At 60.9% G+C, this 15,744-nt stretch carries 15 protein-coding genes; 7 read left to right on the forward strand and 8 right to left on the reverse strand.

The features are described 5' to 3' along the window. Nucleotides 1-5: 5 nt before the first annotated feature. Nucleotides 6-614, reverse strand: a complete 609-nt coding sequence (locus tag IC235_RS08235; RefSeq protein WP_191004693.1) for a TetR/AcrR family transcriptional regulator — start codon at nt 612-614, stop codon at nt 6-8. A 436-nt stretch (nt 615-1,050) separates the two neighbouring features. Here IC235_RS08235 and IC235_RS08240 point away from each other — a divergent pair, with 436 nt between their 5' ends. Next, nucleotides 1,051-1,491 carry a potassium channel family protein gene (locus IC235_RS08240; RefSeq protein WP_191004694.1) on the forward strand — a complete coding sequence of 147 codons (441 nt, stop codon included), beginning with the start codon at nt 1,051-1,053 and terminating at the stop codon, nt 1,489-1,491. A 69-nt stretch (nt 1,492-1,560) separates the two neighbouring features. Here the strand turns inward: IC235_RS08240 and fahA are convergent, their stop codons facing one another. Continuing rightward, nucleotides 1,561-2,847: a fumarylacetoacetase gene (fahA, locus tag IC235_RS08245; protein WP_191004695.1), complete on the reverse strand. Its 1,287-nt coding sequence runs from the start codon at nt 2,845-2,847 to the stop codon at nt 1,561-1,563. Between the two features lie 115 nt (nt 2,848-2,962). On the opposite strand from fahA, the gene IC235_RS08250 reads away from it, so the two are divergent. Beyond that, nucleotides 2,963-3,580 carry an SET domain-containing protein gene (locus IC235_RS08250; RefSeq protein ID WP_191004696.1) on the forward strand — a complete coding sequence of 206 codons (618 nt, stop codon included), beginning with the start codon at nt 2,963-2,965 and terminating at the stop codon, nt 3,578-3,580. Nucleotides 3,581-3,626: 46 nt separating this feature from the next. Here IC235_RS08250 and IC235_RS08255 read toward each other — a convergent pair whose 3' ends face one another. Further along, nucleotides 3,627-3,890 (reverse strand): NifU family protein, encoded by a 264-nt coding sequence (locus IC235_RS08255; protein WP_191004697.1) that lies wholly within the window; start codon nt 3,888-3,890, stop codon nt 3,627-3,629. Further along, entirely contained in the window at nt 3,890-4,996 is a 1,107-nt protein-coding gene (locus IC235_RS08260) for an Mrp/NBP35 family ATP-binding protein (protein WP_191004698.1), read from the reverse strand. The genes IC235_RS08255 and IC235_RS08260 overlap by 1 nt, the downstream gene beginning before the upstream one ends. Before the next feature lie 197 nt (nt 4,997-5,193). Here IC235_RS08260 and IC235_RS08265 point away from each other — a divergent pair, with 197 nt between their 5' ends. Next, nucleotides 5,194-5,499 (forward strand): hypothetical protein, encoded by a 306-nt coding sequence (locus IC235_RS08265; protein WP_191004699.1) that lies wholly within the window; start codon nt 5,194-5,196, stop codon nt 5,497-5,499. A gap of 13 nt (nt 5,500-5,512) precedes the next feature. Here the strand turns inward: IC235_RS08265 and IC235_RS08270 are convergent, their stop codons facing one another. From IC235_RS08270 to IC235_RS08285, 4 genes are all read right to left on the reverse strand, one after another. Further along, the gene (locus IC235_RS08270) at nt 5,513-7,369 is read right to left on the reverse strand and encodes a glycoside hydrolase family 2 protein (RefSeq protein ID WP_191004700.1); all 1,857 of its coding nucleotides are present in this window, start codon (nt 7,367-7,369) and stop codon (nt 5,513-5,515) included. A 669-nt stretch (nt 7,370-8,038) separates the two neighbouring features. Beyond that, nucleotides 8,039-8,329, reverse strand: coding sequence for a hypothetical protein (locus IC235_RS08275; RefSeq protein ID WP_191004701.1), 291 nt, complete (start codon nt 8,327-8,329; stop codon nt 8,039-8,041). Between the two features lie 38 nt (nt 8,330-8,367). Continuing rightward, the gene (locus IC235_RS08280) at nt 8,368-10,305 is read right to left on the reverse strand and encodes a PAS domain-containing hybrid sensor histidine kinase/response regulator (protein ID WP_191004702.1); all 1,938 of its coding nucleotides are present in this window, start codon (nt 10,303-10,305) and stop codon (nt 8,368-8,370) included. Nucleotides 10,306-10,800: 495 nt separating this feature from the next. Next, nucleotides 10,801-12,078, reverse strand: a complete 1,278-nt coding sequence (locus IC235_RS08285; protein WP_191004703.1) for an asparagine synthetase B — start codon at nt 12,076-12,078, stop codon at nt 10,801-10,803. 148 nt (nt 12,079-12,226) lie between these two features. On the opposite strand from IC235_RS08285, the gene IC235_RS08290 reads away from it, so the two are divergent. From IC235_RS08290 to IC235_RS08305, 4 genes are all read left to right on the forward strand, one after another. Then, nucleotides 12,227-12,625 (forward strand): hypothetical protein, encoded by a 399-nt coding sequence (locus IC235_RS08290; RefSeq protein ID WP_191004704.1) that lies wholly within the window; start codon nt 12,227-12,229, stop codon nt 12,623-12,625. 42 nt (nt 12,626-12,667) lie between these two features. After that, entirely contained in the window at nt 12,668-13,906 is a 1,239-nt protein-coding gene (locus IC235_RS08295) for an ABC transporter permease (RefSeq protein WP_191004705.1), read from the forward strand. Nucleotides 13,907-14,055: 149 nt separating this feature from the next. Then, on the forward strand, nt 14,056-14,778 hold the full coding sequence (locus IC235_RS08300) for a hypothetical protein (RefSeq protein ID WP_191004706.1): 723 nt from the start codon (nt 14,056-14,058) through the stop codon (nt 14,776-14,778). Nucleotides 14,779-14,827: 49 nt separating this feature from the next. After that, nucleotides 14,828-15,703 (forward strand): helix-turn-helix transcriptional regulator, encoded by an 876-nt coding sequence (locus IC235_RS08305; protein WP_191004707.1) that lies wholly within the window; start codon nt 14,828-14,830, stop codon nt 15,701-15,703. Nucleotides 15,704-15,744: the final 41 nt, after the last annotated feature.

Below are 15,744 nucleotides of genomic sequence, written 5' to 3' on the forward strand. Positions count from 1 at the left end.
AAATATCAAGCCTCAATGGACTTAATGATGAAGTCGGCTACATCCGTGCGCCGGCGCTCCATTTCCTCTTGAAAGGCTTCCTCGGTCAGCCCCAGAGCCACGCGAAAAATAGGCTTTCCCAAAAAAGGATACACTAGCATCGACATCATGTTCATCAAGAGCTGCGTGGAACTAATGGGCCGTATTCGGCCCTGGGCAACGGCCTCGTCTACCTGTCGGCAAAACTTGTCGAGGTGCGGCTTTTCCTGCTGAATGGCCGCAGTGAAAAAAAACTGCGGGTTGCGGTTGACCTCGTTCACCATAAACAGCGGCAGGTAGCTGTTGTGGCTCATGAAGCTTATAAACGTGTTCACCACGTTGCGAATCTTCTCAAATAAGTCCTGGTCGGTTTCCAGCACCCCCATCATGCGGGGCATGATGACGCCAATAGCCCGGCTAATGATGATGCCCGAGAGCTTTTCTTTGCTGCGGAAATAGTAGTGCAGCAGCGCCTTGTTGATGCCCGCCCGGTCGGCAATTTCCTGCATGCGTGCCCCGGCCAAGCCTTTTTCCAGGAACACGGCTTGGGCCGCGTCAAGGATAAGGGTTTCGGTTGAGGGTTTAAGGGACTCCACTGTACAATTGGTTTAACCGTGTGGTTAATTTTTCGTAAATATGCAGGACAGAATCGAATCTGCAAGAAAAAAGCGCCGAATTTATTTTCTACAAGCCGGGGCTCAAGGCTACTGAATAAATCTGAAATGATATTAAAATAATGATTAACAGGCATTTGTCATGAGTGTATCCGGAAAAATGCCTTACCCAAAAAAGTACCCTACCTGGTTTAGTTATTTCCGGAAGTGGCATCGATTCGTACACGAGCCAGGCCTAACCCTGCTGCTGGCAGTAGAAATAGTATTTGTTTTTGGCATAGCCCCGCTGGCCAGTGCGGGTGAGTTGAGTCTGGGCGTAGTTAGCTTCTTTCAGTTCCTCATCGGGCTGGTAGCAGTCGGGGTAGTTTCTGCCAATTGGGAACGGGGAGTGCTAGTCATCGTACTCTTGATAGTTGGAATGTTGACGACACTCGAAAACCGGCAGCCAGGCGCACCGCTGCACCTGGGCCTGTGGTGCGCCATTTTATTGTTCATGCTGGTGTTAGTGGGCGCCGTCGGTCGGGCAGTCTTCACCACGGAACTAGTGAGTAGCCACCGCATCCGAGGAGGTATGGTCGTGTACCTAACACTGGCGCTGTTATTTCTGGCCGTTTTTGTCATGCTGGAAACCCATCATCCTGGTTCCTTTGCCGGAATCTCGGGCGATTCCCGGCAGCAAATCGGTCAACTGCTCTATTTCAGCCTTACCACGCTTACCAGCACCGGCTACGGTGACGTACTGCCCCTGCATCCTTTGGCCCGCGGCCTGGCCACTTTCGAGGCCGTGGTCGGCCAGTTGTTTATCGCCACCCTTTTCGCCCGGCTCATTAATCTGCATCTGCTCACCCGTCGTTCCTGAGTGCCTGTTGTTATGAGGAAGCCCGACGAAGCCATGAACGGCTGAGGCGTTGGTTGATCTGTACGCTAGCTACTCGGCGGGCAGCACCGTGCCGCGCACTTCGCCAAATCCAATGCGTACGCCGTCGCGCTCGGCGTAGCCCCGCATGATTACCGTGTCGCCATCCAGGAGGAACTTGCGCTCCGAGCCATCGGCCAATGGCACCGGGCGGGTACCGCGCCAGGCCAGCTCCAGCAGCGAGCCCAGCGAGTTGGGCGTGGGGCCACTGATGGTGCCGGAAGCGTACAGGTCGCCGGCTTCGAGGTTGCAGCCATTGGAGGCGTGGTGAGTGAGCTGCTGGGCCATGCTCCAGTACAGCAGCCCGAAGTTGGTCCGGCTGATGGTGGTTTCGAGGCCTTGGGCCGGCACCAGAGCTACTTCGAGCTGGACGTCGAAATTGTGATTGCCGGTCTGGGCTAAGTAGGGCAGGGGGGCCGGCTCCTGGACTGGTCCGGCCGTGCGGAAGGGTTCCAGCGCATCCAGTGTCACCACCCAGGGGGCCACGCTGCTGCCAAAATTCTTCCCTAAGAAAGGGCCCAGGGGCACGTATTCCCAGCTTTGCAGGTCGCGGGCACTCCAGTCGTTGAACAGGCACAGGCCGAAGATGTGCTCCTCGGCGTTGGCAATGGGAACGGTCGTGCCCAGGGCCGTGCCGGTACCCACCACGAAGGCCATTTCCAGCTCAAAGTCGAGCTGGCGGCTGGGGCCGAAGGTGGGCGCGGCCTCGTCGGGCGCCTTGCGCTGGCCGTGGGGGCGCCGGATGTCCGTGCCCGACACTACGATGCTGCTGGTGCGGCCGTGGTAGCCAATGGGCAGGTGGCGCCAGTTGGGCAGCAAGGCATTGGCCGGGTCCCGGAACATGGTGCCCACGTTGGTGGCGTGCTCGATGCTGCTGTAGAAGTCGGTGTAGTTGTTAGGCTTCACGGGGCGTAGCATGCGCACGTGCGTTTGGCGCAGCAGGCACTCCCGGACCGCTTCCTCGTGGTCGCGCAGGCTGGGGGCATCGTGCCGCAACAGCTCGCTCACGCGCTGGCGGACGGCCCGCCAGGCCGGGCGGCCCAGGCGCAAAAAGGCGTTGAGCGAGCGGCGCCGGAATACCTTGGGCTGGGCGGCCCCCAGCTCGGTTAAGTCTTCAAAAAAGCCGTATTGGCTGAGGGCGTACAGGTCGAGCACGTATCCCCCGATGGCTACGGCCAGGCGGGGGCCCCGCTCATCGGTTTCGAACACGCCGAAGGGCAGATTCTGAATGGGGAAATCGTGGCCCGGCGGAATGTCGATCCAGGACCGAAGAGCGGGCGAATTAGGTGAAGTGGCCATGTAGCGGGAGATAGGATACGCGGCAAAAGTAGCTTGGGCCTGCCTTATGCGCTGTTCTGCTTGGTTAGATGGCCGTTTTTTTCAACCTTGCAGCCTCTCTCCTAGGTTGTCTTTCATGATTCATCCCGACACTGAACTGCGATTTATAAGCCCCGAGATTGGCTTTGGGGTGGTGGCCACCAAGCTTATTCCCAAAGGCACTATTACCTGGGTTTTCGATTCGCTCGACCAGATTATTTCGCCCCGGGCCTTGCAGCAGATGGACCCCTTGCAGCAAGTATTCCTGGAGAAGTACTGCTACCGCGACCACCACGGCGACTACGTGCTCTGCGGCGACCACGCCCGCTTCGTCAACCACAGCTTTCGTTCGAGCTGCATCAGCACGGCCTACGACTGCGAGTTGGCCGTGCGCGACATTCAACCCGGCGAAGAATTAACCGACGACTACGGCTACCTCAACCCCAGCGAGCCCTTCGACTGCCTGCCCGAGCCCGGCAGCCCCCGCACCCAGGTGCTGCCCGACGACTTGCTGAACTTCCACGCCGAGTGGGACGCGCAGCTGGTGGAAGCGTTTCGGTGGTTTAATCAGGTGCCGCAACCCTTGCTGCGCTTGCTCGCCCCCGTCCACCAGGAGCAGGTGCTGGCCGTTGCCGCCGGCCAGCGGGCCATGGAGTCTATTCTGCGCTGCTATTACGCGCCGGAAAGCGAGCCGCTGAAAATCCGCAGCGCCTGAGTGCGCGGTGTCTCCTCGAAAAGTGGTGCGCAGCCCAGGATACACTCTACCTTGCTTCGACGGCCGTTATTTCGGGCACCGCCTTTTTCACGGTGTCTTCCAAGCCGGCGCGGGTCATGGGCGACATGGGGCAGGCCCCGCAGGCGCCCTCCCATTCGAGCTGCAGCACGCCTTCGGGGGTGATGTTGGCCACGCGCACGTTGCCGCCGTCAGTGGCCAGGTAGGGGCGCAGGCTGTCCAGAGCGGCCTCAATTCGAGGCATCAGCGGATGATCAAAACAGGGGGCGGAGGTTGGCGTTTCCACGGGCATTAGGGGTTCATCTGCACGACGGCCGTTTTAGGGGCCACGTTGTTTCGAATGCTGACCTGACGGGCCACGGCCTCGGCCAGATCAGCGAAAAGCTGGCCGACTACCGAGTTAGTATCCAGCACGGCGGGCTGGCCCTGGTCGCCGGTTTCGCGGATGCCTTGCACCAGCGGCAGCTGGCCCAGCAGCGGCACGTTGTGCTGCTCGGCCAGGCGCCGGCCCCCGTTTTCGCCGAAAATAAAGTACTTGTTTTCGGGCAGCTCGGCGGGGGTAAACCAGGCCATGTTCTCCACCACGCCCAACACCGGTACGTTGATTTGGGGCTGGCGGAACATTTGCAGCCCTTTCTGGGCGTCGGCCAGTGCCACCTTTTGGGGTGTGGTCACGATGACGGCGCCGGTGACGGGCACAGTTTGCACCAGGGTGAGGTGAATGTCGGAAGTGCCGGGCGGCAGGTCGAGCAGCAGGTAGTCCAGCTCGCCCCAGTCGACCTCGGTAATAAATTGCTTGAGCGCCGACGAAGCCATGGGGCCGCGCCACACGATAGCACTCTCGGCCGGGGCCAGAAAGCCGATGCTGATCAGCTTCACCCCGTATTTAATGATGGGCTGGATGAGGTTTTTGCCATTAGGCCCCTGAAATACATGCGGCGCCTCGTTTTCCACCCCAAACATAGTGGGCATACTGGGGCCCGAAATGTCGGCGTCGACCAATCCTACCCGGGCGCCGGTGGCGGCCAGGGCCACGGCCAGGTTAGCGGTGACGGTGCTTTTGCCCACCCCGCCCTTGCCCGAGGCAATGGCAATAATATTTTTCACGCCGGGCAGCAGGTCGCCGCGATTATGGCGCTGGGTGGTTACGCGCGAAGTCATGGTGATAACCACGTTGGCCTCCGGGCTCACCATCGTGTGAATGGCGCGTTCGCAGGCATCGTGGATGAGTTGCTTGAGCGGGCAGGCCGGGGTGGTGAGCACTACGGTAAACGCGACGGTGAGGCCGTCAATCTCAACGTTCTCAATCATGTTGAGCGTCACGAGGTCCTGGCCCAGATCGGGCTCTTCCACGTAGCTCAGGGCTTTGAGAACGGCTTCTTTGGTTAGGGTGGTCATGTTGCGGGCACGGCGCCGGGAAATGGCGGTTCGCAAAGATAACCCCGGAAGCGGCGGCCCGGTTCGGACGGGGTTGCCCGGAATTCTACGAAATTCTATTAAATAATGGACTACCCAGCAATAAATCGGGAAATACAACCCATATTTACTACGCGTAAAGGCATCTGTCCCTGCTTAATCTTCTCCTTCCTTTTTTTATGCAAAACGTCGACAACCCCCTTAACCCCGGCTCTTTAGAGGTGAGCCACTCAGCCGATTGTTATGAAGAAACCGAGCAGGTAGTCATCTTCGAGTTGGTGGTGCCCCGGGCCGCCAAAGTTCCAGCGCCGCACCAACACGTAGAAGTCGCCAAATGGCTGATTCAGGCGACATCAGTAACGAGTACGGTACCCGGCGAAGTACTCACCCAGCTGCGGGTCAACAACACGGCTTTGGGTTCGGCGTGGTGCATGACGGCGACGCTGGCGCCGCCGCAGGGCGCCCACCAGTTGCCCTTGTATTAGTTCAATTTCTGGCTTACTGCAAATGCTGGAGCTGCCGCGAAGCCAACAGGCCGGCTGGCACGCTCAGGGCTCCGGTGTGCGGGTCGAGGAGTCCGTTGCGCTCGTCTTCGATATTCGTGGCTTGGGTGTAAACGTCGCCGGCAATGGGCCGGCGGCGCAGCTCCTGTTTGAAGGCCCGGATGGTGTTGGTGCGCGCCTCGGCATCCTGGGGCCCCCCGTAATCCGGGAAGCCAAACCCGCCCCACTCACTCACCACCAGCGGCACCTGACGCCGGTAGAAAAACGGGTCGCCCACCACCAGGGGGAAAGCGGCCGTGCCCTCCATTTCGCCGCCCACGAGGCGGTCGAGGAGCTCTTGCCAGCGGCTGAGGTCGGGGGTATACAGATGGGCCGTTAGCAAGTCGGACTTCAGGCGGCCGGTGTGGGAGATGTGATGCCAGCCGTCGTTATCGACCACCAGAAACTGCGGATAGGTAATCTGCATGAAGTGGTAGGTTTCGATGATGTACTGGCGGGTTTCGGCGTTGGTGGCAATGTCCTGGGCTCCCCAGTCCTCGTTGTACAGGCTCCAGATGACGATGGACGGGTGGGTTTCGCTCAAGGTCACGAGCCGCAGCAGCTCGGCGCGGTGGTTTTCGCGGCTGCGCGGTGTGGAGCTGTGGGGGCTGGGCACTTCCACCCACAGCAGCAGCCCGAGCTCATCGGCCAGGTTATAGATGCGCGGGTCGATGCCGGCAATGTGCACCCGCACCAGGTTGCAGCCCAAGGCTTTCATGGCGTGCATGTGGCGCTGCATCTCCTCCAGGGTAGCCTGCCCGGGTTGGTAGAGAATGCCATCGAGGTAGGTGGGCTCGTTGTTGAGGTAGACGTAGCGCCCGCGGGCTTCAATTTTGCGCAGCCCGAACAAGGTTTCGATTTGGGCGGCGTACCCCTCGGCGTCGATAAGCTGCGCCACCAGCCGGTAGCGGTTGGGGGCTTCCGGCGACCATAGCTCCGCCCCGGGCACTTCCAGCACCACCCGCTGCTGCCACTGCCCGGCAGCAAGGCGCAGGGGAAAATCGGAGGTCGCCAGCGGTTCGGTGCGGGTGGGGGTTTGCGGGTCGAATACCTGAAGGCGCAGCACGTAATCGGCCGGGTCATGAATCCGTAGCGTCAGGTTGAAGCGCACGAGCTGGTCTTCAACCACGCTTACCACCCCCACGCGGGAGCGCAGCCGATTGCGCTCCACTACTTCGAGCCACACGCTGCGCACGGCCCCGGTGTAGGTCTGGTACCAGATCCCGCCCCGCTTATACACGTGCGATTCCTGTTTGCCGCGCGGAATTTCGGCGTCCAGCGTGTCAGCAATGCGCACGGTGAGGCGGTTCACCAGGTGCAGGTTCTCCTCGGCCAACTCGTAGGAGAAGGACGTGTACTCGCCGTAGTGGACGTCCTCGCCCTCAATGGTTCTGAGCAGCTGTCCATTGAGCCACACCCGGGTCTCATAGCCGCAGGCTCCGAAGGTGAGCTGGAGCAGGGAGCGGACCTGCGGCTCGGCTACCTCGGGCAAGGAGAACTCCCGCTCGTACCACACCACCACTTGGTCCTGCCAGGCGGTAGCCCCCTGCTCGCCGCGGGCCTGCGCCAAGTGTTCCTCTACCGAGCCGGGCCAGTGCGCGGTATGCTCGTACGCATGGCCCAGGGCCCACTCCTCGCGCAGGCCCACATCTTCCGCGTCGTGGGCGAAACGCCACTGCCCGTCGAGCAGCACGTGGTTGTTCATGCGCAGTACGGCACGGGGTAGGGGATTTTCGGGTTCTTCGGCGGGGTGTTCGGCGGGGCGGCTGGCCGAGAGCGAGTAGTTGGAGTTAGCTTGCTGCAGGTCGTCCATGCGAGGCGGTGAAAAGAAAAAACAATTTAGTCCTGAAAAATCTGCACAAGGAATCTTCCTAACGGTCATCGGGCCGGGAATGATACAAGGACCCGGCCCATCGGCTGTTTTCTGCCCCAATGACCGTACGCAACTGCCCAAGTTGCTGCAGCCTCGCCGGGCAACCCGGCGCCGTGGTGGCTGACAAGACCTACGAGACTAATCAGGTGCGCCGGCCCTTGCCCTGCGCGGATTCCAGATCATTATCCCGCTCCAGGCCAACCGACTCGGGCAGCGCCCCTGCGGTGAAAACCGCTACGCCGCCCGCAACCAGAGCAAAAGCTCTTTCGGCCGACAGACACAACGAAACCCGCCGCTTCGAACATGTCAGCCCAATTGAAGCTGATTATTATAAGCTCATGAGCAGAAGTAAGCGTACGCTAGATAAAGCAGGACGCTCTAAAACACGACGAGTACTGCTGGTTGACTACCTAGAGCAGTTCTCGAAAAGGAATTAAAAATTAGAAATGAAGAATTAAAAATGTGCTGGTCAAATTTTTAATTCTTCATTTTTAATTCCTAAAAAACGGCTGGCATCCTCAGCGACGGGTACCCGCAACCGGGCAGCTACGAGACGCCTATCGACAAAAGCTGCGAGGCGGCGCTGAATTGCCTGCGCCGCCGCAATTGCTAGCTGGCGGGCAATTCAGCGCTCAACGGCGCCAGCACGGCGCGCACGGCGGCCGCGAGCTGGTCCACGGCCTCGGTGGTCGGGCCGACCGGATTGGGGCCGCCGGAGCCCAGGTGCTCCAGCGCGGCCAGGGGCGGGGCGGTGCCGGCCACGGCCAGGGCCTCCAGGTTGGGCCTGATGAAGTGCACCAGCCGCTGCGCTTCGGCCCATTCACCGGCCTGCACCGCTTCACGCAGCCGGGTGAGGCTGGGCGGAATATCCTTCAAAAAAGAGCGGATGATGTCGGGCACGAAGGCCGTGTTGCCGTGGGCCAGGGCCCGGAACTTGCTCAGGTCGTAGAGGGCGGGGTGGGGCGCAAGCCCATAAGCTTGTGGCAGAGATCGGCTTCGTCGAAAGGCTTGGCGAGGCAGTCGTTCATGCCGACGGCCAGGTACTGCTGCGTATCCGACGGGTAGGCGTTGGCCGTGAGGGCCAGAATGGCCACCCCGGCGCGCTCGGTGTCGGCGTGCTGGCGGATGTGCCGGGTTATCTCGATGCCGTTCATGCCCGGCAGCTGGATGTCCATCAGAATGACGTCGTAGCGGTTTTGCTCGAACAGCTCCAGCGCCCGCAGGCCGTCGGGGGCCTCGTCCACCGTGCCGCCCCAGCTTTGCACCATCTGGCGGGCCACCAGGCGGTTGATGTTGTTGTCTTCAACCAGCAGCACGCGCATGCCCGCCAGGGCCTCGGCCTGGGGCAGCGCCGCGGGGGTGCTGACGGGGGCCTCAGTCTTGGGCAGCTCCAGGCTGAAGGCGAAGCTGCTGCCACGCCCGGGCATGGAGTCCACGGTGAGGCAGCCGCCGAACTGCTCCACCAGCGCCCGGCTGATGTTCAGGCCCAGCCCCGTGCCGCCAAATTGCCGGGTCGTGTCGGCGTAGGCCTGGGTGAAGCTCTCGAAGATGTACTGCAGCTTATTGGCCGGAATGCCGATGCCGGTATCGCTGACGCGAAACTCCAGCGTGAGCGAGTCGGCGGTTTCGGCCAGCACGCGGCCGGTCAGCGTCACCTGCCCATAGTGGGTAAACTTAATGGCGTTGGACAGCAGGTTGAGCAGAATCTGGTTTAGTCGGAACGGGTCGCTCAGCACCCAGGGGCAATTGATGAACGGAATCTCGGTCCGGAAATCGAGGCCGCGCTCCCGGGCCTGCTGGGCCAGCGGGGCCACAGCCTGCTGCACGGAATCGCGGAGATTAAAGGCTACCTGCTCGAGCTCCAGCTTGCCGGAGGTAATCTTGGCCACGTCGAGCACGTCGTTGATAACAGCGAGCAGGTGCTGCCCCGACGAATGGATGATGGCAACCTGCTCGTGCTGCTCGGCATTGAGCTTGGTTTTGGCTAGCAGGGCGGCCATGCCCAGCACCCCATTTAGGGGCGTGCGGATTTCGTGGCTCATGTTGGCCAGGAAGGTAGTGCGGGCCTGGGCGGCGGTTTCGGCCACCTTTTGGGCGTGCTTCATCTCCTGCTCGGCCAGCACCCGATCCGTAATGTCAAGGCCGTAGCCGAGCATGAAGTGCAAGGTGCCATCGGGCCGGTAAATGGGCAGGAAGCGCCGCAGAAAGTGGCGCGGACCTTCGGGTAGCGACAGGGCTTCTTCCCAGGCCGTTCCCTGGCGCGAATTCAGAGCTTGCTCGAAATACTGCCGCCGCGCCGTGGCCCAGTCGGGGCTGAAGCCGCGGTGCGCGCAGTATTCAAAATCGTCCTTGCCCACAATCCAAGCCCGGATTTCGGGTGATTTGATGGCGGCCGGATTCAGGAACAGGTAGCGGTGTTCGGCGTTGAACACGGCCACGTCGCCGGGCAGCTCGTTGAACACGGTCTGGAAGAAGTTGCGCTCCTCCAGCATTTTCTGCTCGGCCTGGTGGTGCTCAGTGATGTCGGTCAGGTAGAGCGTGACGGCCCCACCGGCGGGCGCGGGCCGGGCCGCGAGCGTGAAGTAGCGCCCGCCGCTGGTCAGTTCGGTGTACTGCGTGCAGCCCGCTGCCCGGCTCGCGGCGGCCGTGCTAAGCAGGTGCGCGTGCCAGGCCTGGGCCGTGGCGGCGTCGAGGCTCCGCACGAAGGCCTGGGCGGCTGGGTTGGTATATTCAGGCTGCCCGTCGGCGGCCAGGCGCACGATCAGGTTAGGGCTCTGCTCGATGATTTCGGCGTTGGCTCGCAGGCTGGCCAGCTCGGTTTCGAGCTGGGCAATGTAGTCGGCGGCAGAGGCAAGGGAAGGAGCGTCAATTTTCATGGGCGGGTAGTGGGGCGCAATGTGCATCCATTCCGCTTATTCCGGAAGCCCAAAAAGCTGAGTGCCAATTTTAAAGGAGTGAACGAACCGATGGCATAGGCGAAAGCTGCCACTAGCCCGGCGAAAACTTAGGCGGCCAGCCTGTGCGGCTGGTCTGCCGCCGCAGGAGCCAACCCAAGTCGTGGATTACAAACTAAAATCGGTCAAGCACGTGAACAATGACGAAGAGGCCGACTCTGCGAGCGAGTCCGGCGGGGAGGGGGCCTGGATTTTCTCGGAGAATCGGTCTTGAGGGCCCTCAAGCAGGTTTCAATGCCGTGGCGAAAGTGCTGAGCGAAAAACGTGCGCGCCGAAGCACGCGGGTGTTTGCTGTTCTTGCGGCGGGCCGGGGTGGGGCTTCCGCACCATCAGGAACAGGCGCCAAAGCCTTCATGAACTCAAACCCAAGAGTCCGTACAACCTGGTTAGGGCGCCCGCTAGCTGGGTTAGAGCAGCCTAGGTTTTCTGCTTTTTCTTCTTGGCCGCCGGAAACAGAATATTATTCAGGATCAGCCGATACCCCGGCGAGTTGGGGTGCAGGGCCAGGTCGGTGGGTTCCTCGCCCACCATGTGCTGGTAGTCTTCGGGGTCGTGGCCGCCATAGAAGGTCCAGGTGCCCTTGCCCAGCGTGCCGTGGAGGTAGCGGGCCTCCCCGGTTTGCTTGGTGTCGCCCATGATCACCACGTCGGATTTGATGAGGCTCTTGCGGAAAGCCGTGGTCTGGCCCATAAACCCGTGGATGGTTTTCTCGTGGTTCTGGCACAGCATGGTGGGCACGGGGTCGTACTTAGCCGAGAAGGTAAAAAGCGAGAAATAGTCGTTTTGCTCGCCCAGGCCCCGCTCGCCCGGCTGCATGTCGATGTTGGAGTATTCGTACTCGTAGGGGTTGCGCACCAGCTGGAAGTTTTGAAATGCCAGGCAGCGGTTAAAGTTGAGCTTCGACTGGGCGGCGGGGTCGGCGGGGTCGCCGTCGTACATGCTTTCCACCATGTCGACGCCCAGGCCCGCCAAGGCAATGTCGTAGCTGTCTGTGGCCGAGCACATTGCAAACAGGAATCCGCCCCCGGCAATAAACTCCTGGATTTTGGTGGCCACCACGCCCTTCATCTGGCTCACTTTGGCAAAGCCGTTGCGCTTGGCCGCCGCTTCGGCGTCGCGTTGCTGCTGCTGGTACCAGCTCGTGGTGCGGGAGGTAGCGTAAAACTTGCCGTACTCGCCGGTGAAGTCCTCGTGGTGCAGGTGCAGCCAGTCGTATTTGGGCAGGGTGCCGGCCAGCACCTCGTCGTCGTAAAGCTGCGTGTAAGGAATTTCCGCGTAGTTGAGCACCATGGTCACGGCATCGTCCCAGGGTTGCTTGCCCTTGGGGGTGTACACCGCGATCTTGGGAGCTTTTTCCAGCTTCATCACGTCCATGTTGGCGTTAGGATCCGCAATCTCCTGAAGAATGCCGGTGTACTGAGCCTTGCTGATTACCTGGAAGGTGACGCCCCGTACAGCCAGCTCATTTTCGGCGCCGGCCGTGGTTTCGAAGGCAAAGGCCCCCCCCCGGTAGTTCAGGAGCCAGTCGACGGGCACCTCGTGTTGGAGCAGCCAGAAAGCCACCCCATAGGCTTTAAGGCTCTCTTTCTGGGTGTTGTCCATGGGAATGAACACGTGGTTGGCGCGGGCCGCCAGGGGCGCCGTAACGGCTGCCGCAGCCAAGGCAACAAAGAGCAGAAGACGCTGGAGGAGCATAGTTTTTACCGAAAGAAACGCACCGCACCAACGAGGTTGCGGCGGCCGTGGTTCAAGTTAAGCGGTGGCGGGCATTCGGCCGTTGTGTTTCCGCCTCCGGTGCCCCGGTCATGTAGTACCTTACCGGCCAAAATTTTCCGTAATGGTTATGGCTGTTGCTTTGTCCTCTGACGCTTCAAAAGCCCAAATTATCGCTTTCATCGACCGTTGGGTCAGCTTGTTGGTGCAGAAAAAGTACGACGAAGTACTCGCGCTGATTGTTGCCGAGCCCGGTTGGAGGCCCGCTTTAATCGAAGAAGTGAGTAACTCCTACGGCGACGCGGCGAATCGAGTGACCCTGCTCAACAATGGCACGGCGCTGGATGGAGCAGGCAACAGCGAGATTGGCCGGCCGCGCAAAGAAGTAGACTGGCACGACGACGAACGAGGTGATGTTTGGTACGATTTGAATATCAATGGACTGAGTTCAGATTTAACGGCCACTTTCGATTTGGTAAGGCGAGCTGGCCGTATGCACCTTATCCTGCAGGATATTCACGTCATGTAGGGCCATTGCTTAGCGCTACGGCCGTCCCCACTTACGCCTGTTATGAGTCCTTTCGAAAACGTTCGCGAAGCCTTCCGCTCCATCCGCGCCAACCTGCTGCGCACGATTCTCACCGCCCTTATCCTGAGCATCGGGCTGTTTGCGCTGGTAGGCATTCTGACGGGCATCGATGCAATGAAAAATTCGCTGGCCGAAACCTTTGCCAGCCTCGGGGCCAACTCCTTCGAAATCCACGCCAAAGGATACAGCAACCGGGGCCGGCGCGGCGGGGTGCAAGCCAAGCAATACCCGCCCGTGAGCTTTCTGGAAGCCAAGCTCTACAAAGCGGCCATGGGCGACGATGCCCAAGTGGGCATTTCGGCCTTTATCGCGGGCGCCGTGGAGATGAAAGCCAACGGCATCAAAACCAACCCCAACATGCAAGTGGTGGCGGGCGACGAAAATTACCTGAAAATCCAGGGCTACAATCTGGCCGAAGGACGGACTTTTTCGCAGACCGAATTGAACAACGGCGCCAACGTGTTGATCGTGGGCAACGAAATCCGCCTCAAGCTGTTTCCCAAGCAAAGCCCGGTGGGTAAGTACGTATCGGCCCTGGGCCGGCGCTTCCTGATTGTGGGCCTCCTTGAAAAAAGCGGCAGCAGCATGGGCGGAGGCGGCGCCGACCGCCTGGCCCTGCTACCCCTCGAAACCGGCAACCAGTTGCCCCGGCAGCGGGCCCTCACCTACGACATTAAAACCGCTACTGACCAGCATGGCACCCTCGATTTCCTGATTGGCCAGGCCACCGGCACCATGCGGGCCGTGCGCCACGACAAACTCGGCCAGGAAGACAGCTTCGTGGTGGAAAGCAGCGAATCCCTGGCCTCGGATCTGGACTCCATTTCCGGGAAAGTGCGGGCGGGCGGGAGTGTTATGGCCTTCATTACCCTGCTCGGAGCCAGTATTGCTCTCATGAACATCATGCTGGTGTCGGTAACCGAACGCACCCGGGAGATAGGTATCCGCAAGGCGCTGGGGGCTACGGCCCGGCAAATCCGCCAGCAGTTTCTGATTGAGGCCATCGTGATCTGCCTGCTGGGCGGCACGTTTGGCATCATCCTGGGCGTGCTGAGCGGCAATGGCGTGGCCAAGTTTGTGGGCTCGGGCTCTTTCTTAGTACCCTGGCTCTGGATGGTTGTGGGGCTGATTATCTGCGTCGGCGTGGGGCTGGCTTCGGGCTATTACCCCGCCAGCAAAGCGGCCGCGCTCGACCCCATTGAATCGTTACGCTACGAGTAATCGAGTAATAGATGCTACTGATGCCTAAAAAATGGGCCCTCTTCGCCTACTTAATGGGAGGAGCAGCATCCGCGGTGGCACAACCTGGAGCAGGGGTGAGGGCCCGCGTTGTAGCGGTAACGGAAGGTGGGAAAGAGAGGAGATTCAACGTGCCGCAAGTCCAATTAGCTAATGCCGCAGTAGCCAGGCGCATCAACCGCTGCCTCGTCCGGCTGGTGCTGAGCGAGGAAACAGATTCAACCCTGAGCATAAGCCAGCAGCTGCGGCAGGCTGCGCGGGCCTGTTGTTACGATGCTGAAAACGGCCTGGGTTGGAACACCGCGGGCCACGGCCTAACCGCTTGCAACTACAGCGTCCTACTGAATCAGCGGGGCTTGCTATCCTTGCAGTATGCTCAGGAGTTTACCGGGGCCTACTCGTGGGAGCAGGAGTCCTACGTAACTTTCGACCTGCGCACCGGCCGCCGGCTGGCGTTGGCTGACTTGGTTGCCGACTCCCCAGCCCAGTTGAGGCGCCGCATGCACAACGCCATTACCCGTCGTTTTGGCGAAGCACTGGCTGAGATGGCGGTTGATCAAGAAGAATCCGCCGATGTAGCCATGGTGGCTGAACATTTTTGTTGGGATTGGTCGACGAAGCGGGTGCGCTTTGAAAGCGACCCAGGGCCCGCGGGAGAAGACCGGGCCGCCGAGCCGGACTTGGAAAGTTTTGCGCTCACACCGCACGAGCTGCGGCTGTATTATGGGCGCCTGCTGCCCCATGTTATCCAGAACTACGAGCCCGACAATACCTACCACTTTCCTTACGCCCGGGTCCAGCCCCGGGGCTTGCTGGTGCCCGTAGCCAAAGCCGTAACGGTTAAGAAGCAGTAGTAATGGCTAATATTATACATTTGCGCAACTACTCATTTGTGCAAATGCCATGGCTGCTCCCGCTATTGTCCCCATCGACCAACGCTTTGCTCAACTTATCCAACAGTTTGGCCTCACGAAAAACAGCTTTGCTATCTCGTTGGGCAAAACGGCCAGCGTAATACAGCACCTCATCGATGGCCGCAACAAGCCAGGCTACGACCTATTGTGTAAAGTATTTGAGATTTATCCAAATGTATCGAGAGACTGGCTGCTGCTAGGCCGCGGCCCGATGCTGGTAAGCGGTGAGCCCGCTCCCAAGCCCATAACCCCAGCCCCAGCGGCTGCCCCGGAGCCGCCGCTGGAACCCATCGACTTATCCGAAATCGAGGCGCCCACCCCGCGCCGGTCCGGCCCCGGCGTGGCGGGCAGCCGACTGCAACCGGCCGAAATAGCCGCTACCTTGGCTCTGGCCGCCGCCGCTAACCAACCCATCCGTGCTGCCGCTGCCCCGCCCGCCGAAGCCGTTGCACCCGCCGGAGCTGTTGCCCCCATCGAAGCCGCCACCGCACCGTGGCCACCAGCCCCGGCCCACCAGCCCACTGCGCCCGCCGCCACCCCGGCAGTCGGTGCGGCGGCTCCGCCTGAAACCGCCGCACCGCCGACCCCACCAGCTGCCGCCGCTGCTACCCCAAGCGCATTACCCCCCGAAGCGCCACCAGTTGCGCCAGCTTCTGGCCCAGCTATCATAACAGCAACAGCTGTGGCGCCCGAAGCCGGCCCTACCGCACCGCCTGCCGGCCCCTCGCCCGAAGCTTACGTGGCCGCCGCCCTCCACGCCCAGCACTTGCAGCACCAACTGGCCCTGGCCGAGCTACGCAACCAGCACCTGCTGGAGCAACAGCAGATGCTGCGCGAAATGCTGGCCCTGGCCCGTCAACGCTGATCCACGGACCACGGACCACGGATTCGCTCGGATTTTTCGGA

Origin of the sequence: Hymenobacter montanus (assembly GCF_014699115.1) — a bacterium.
Taxonomy (GTDB): domain Bacteria; phylum Bacteroidota; class Bacteroidia; order Cytophagales; family Hymenobacteraceae; genus Hymenobacter; species Hymenobacter montanus.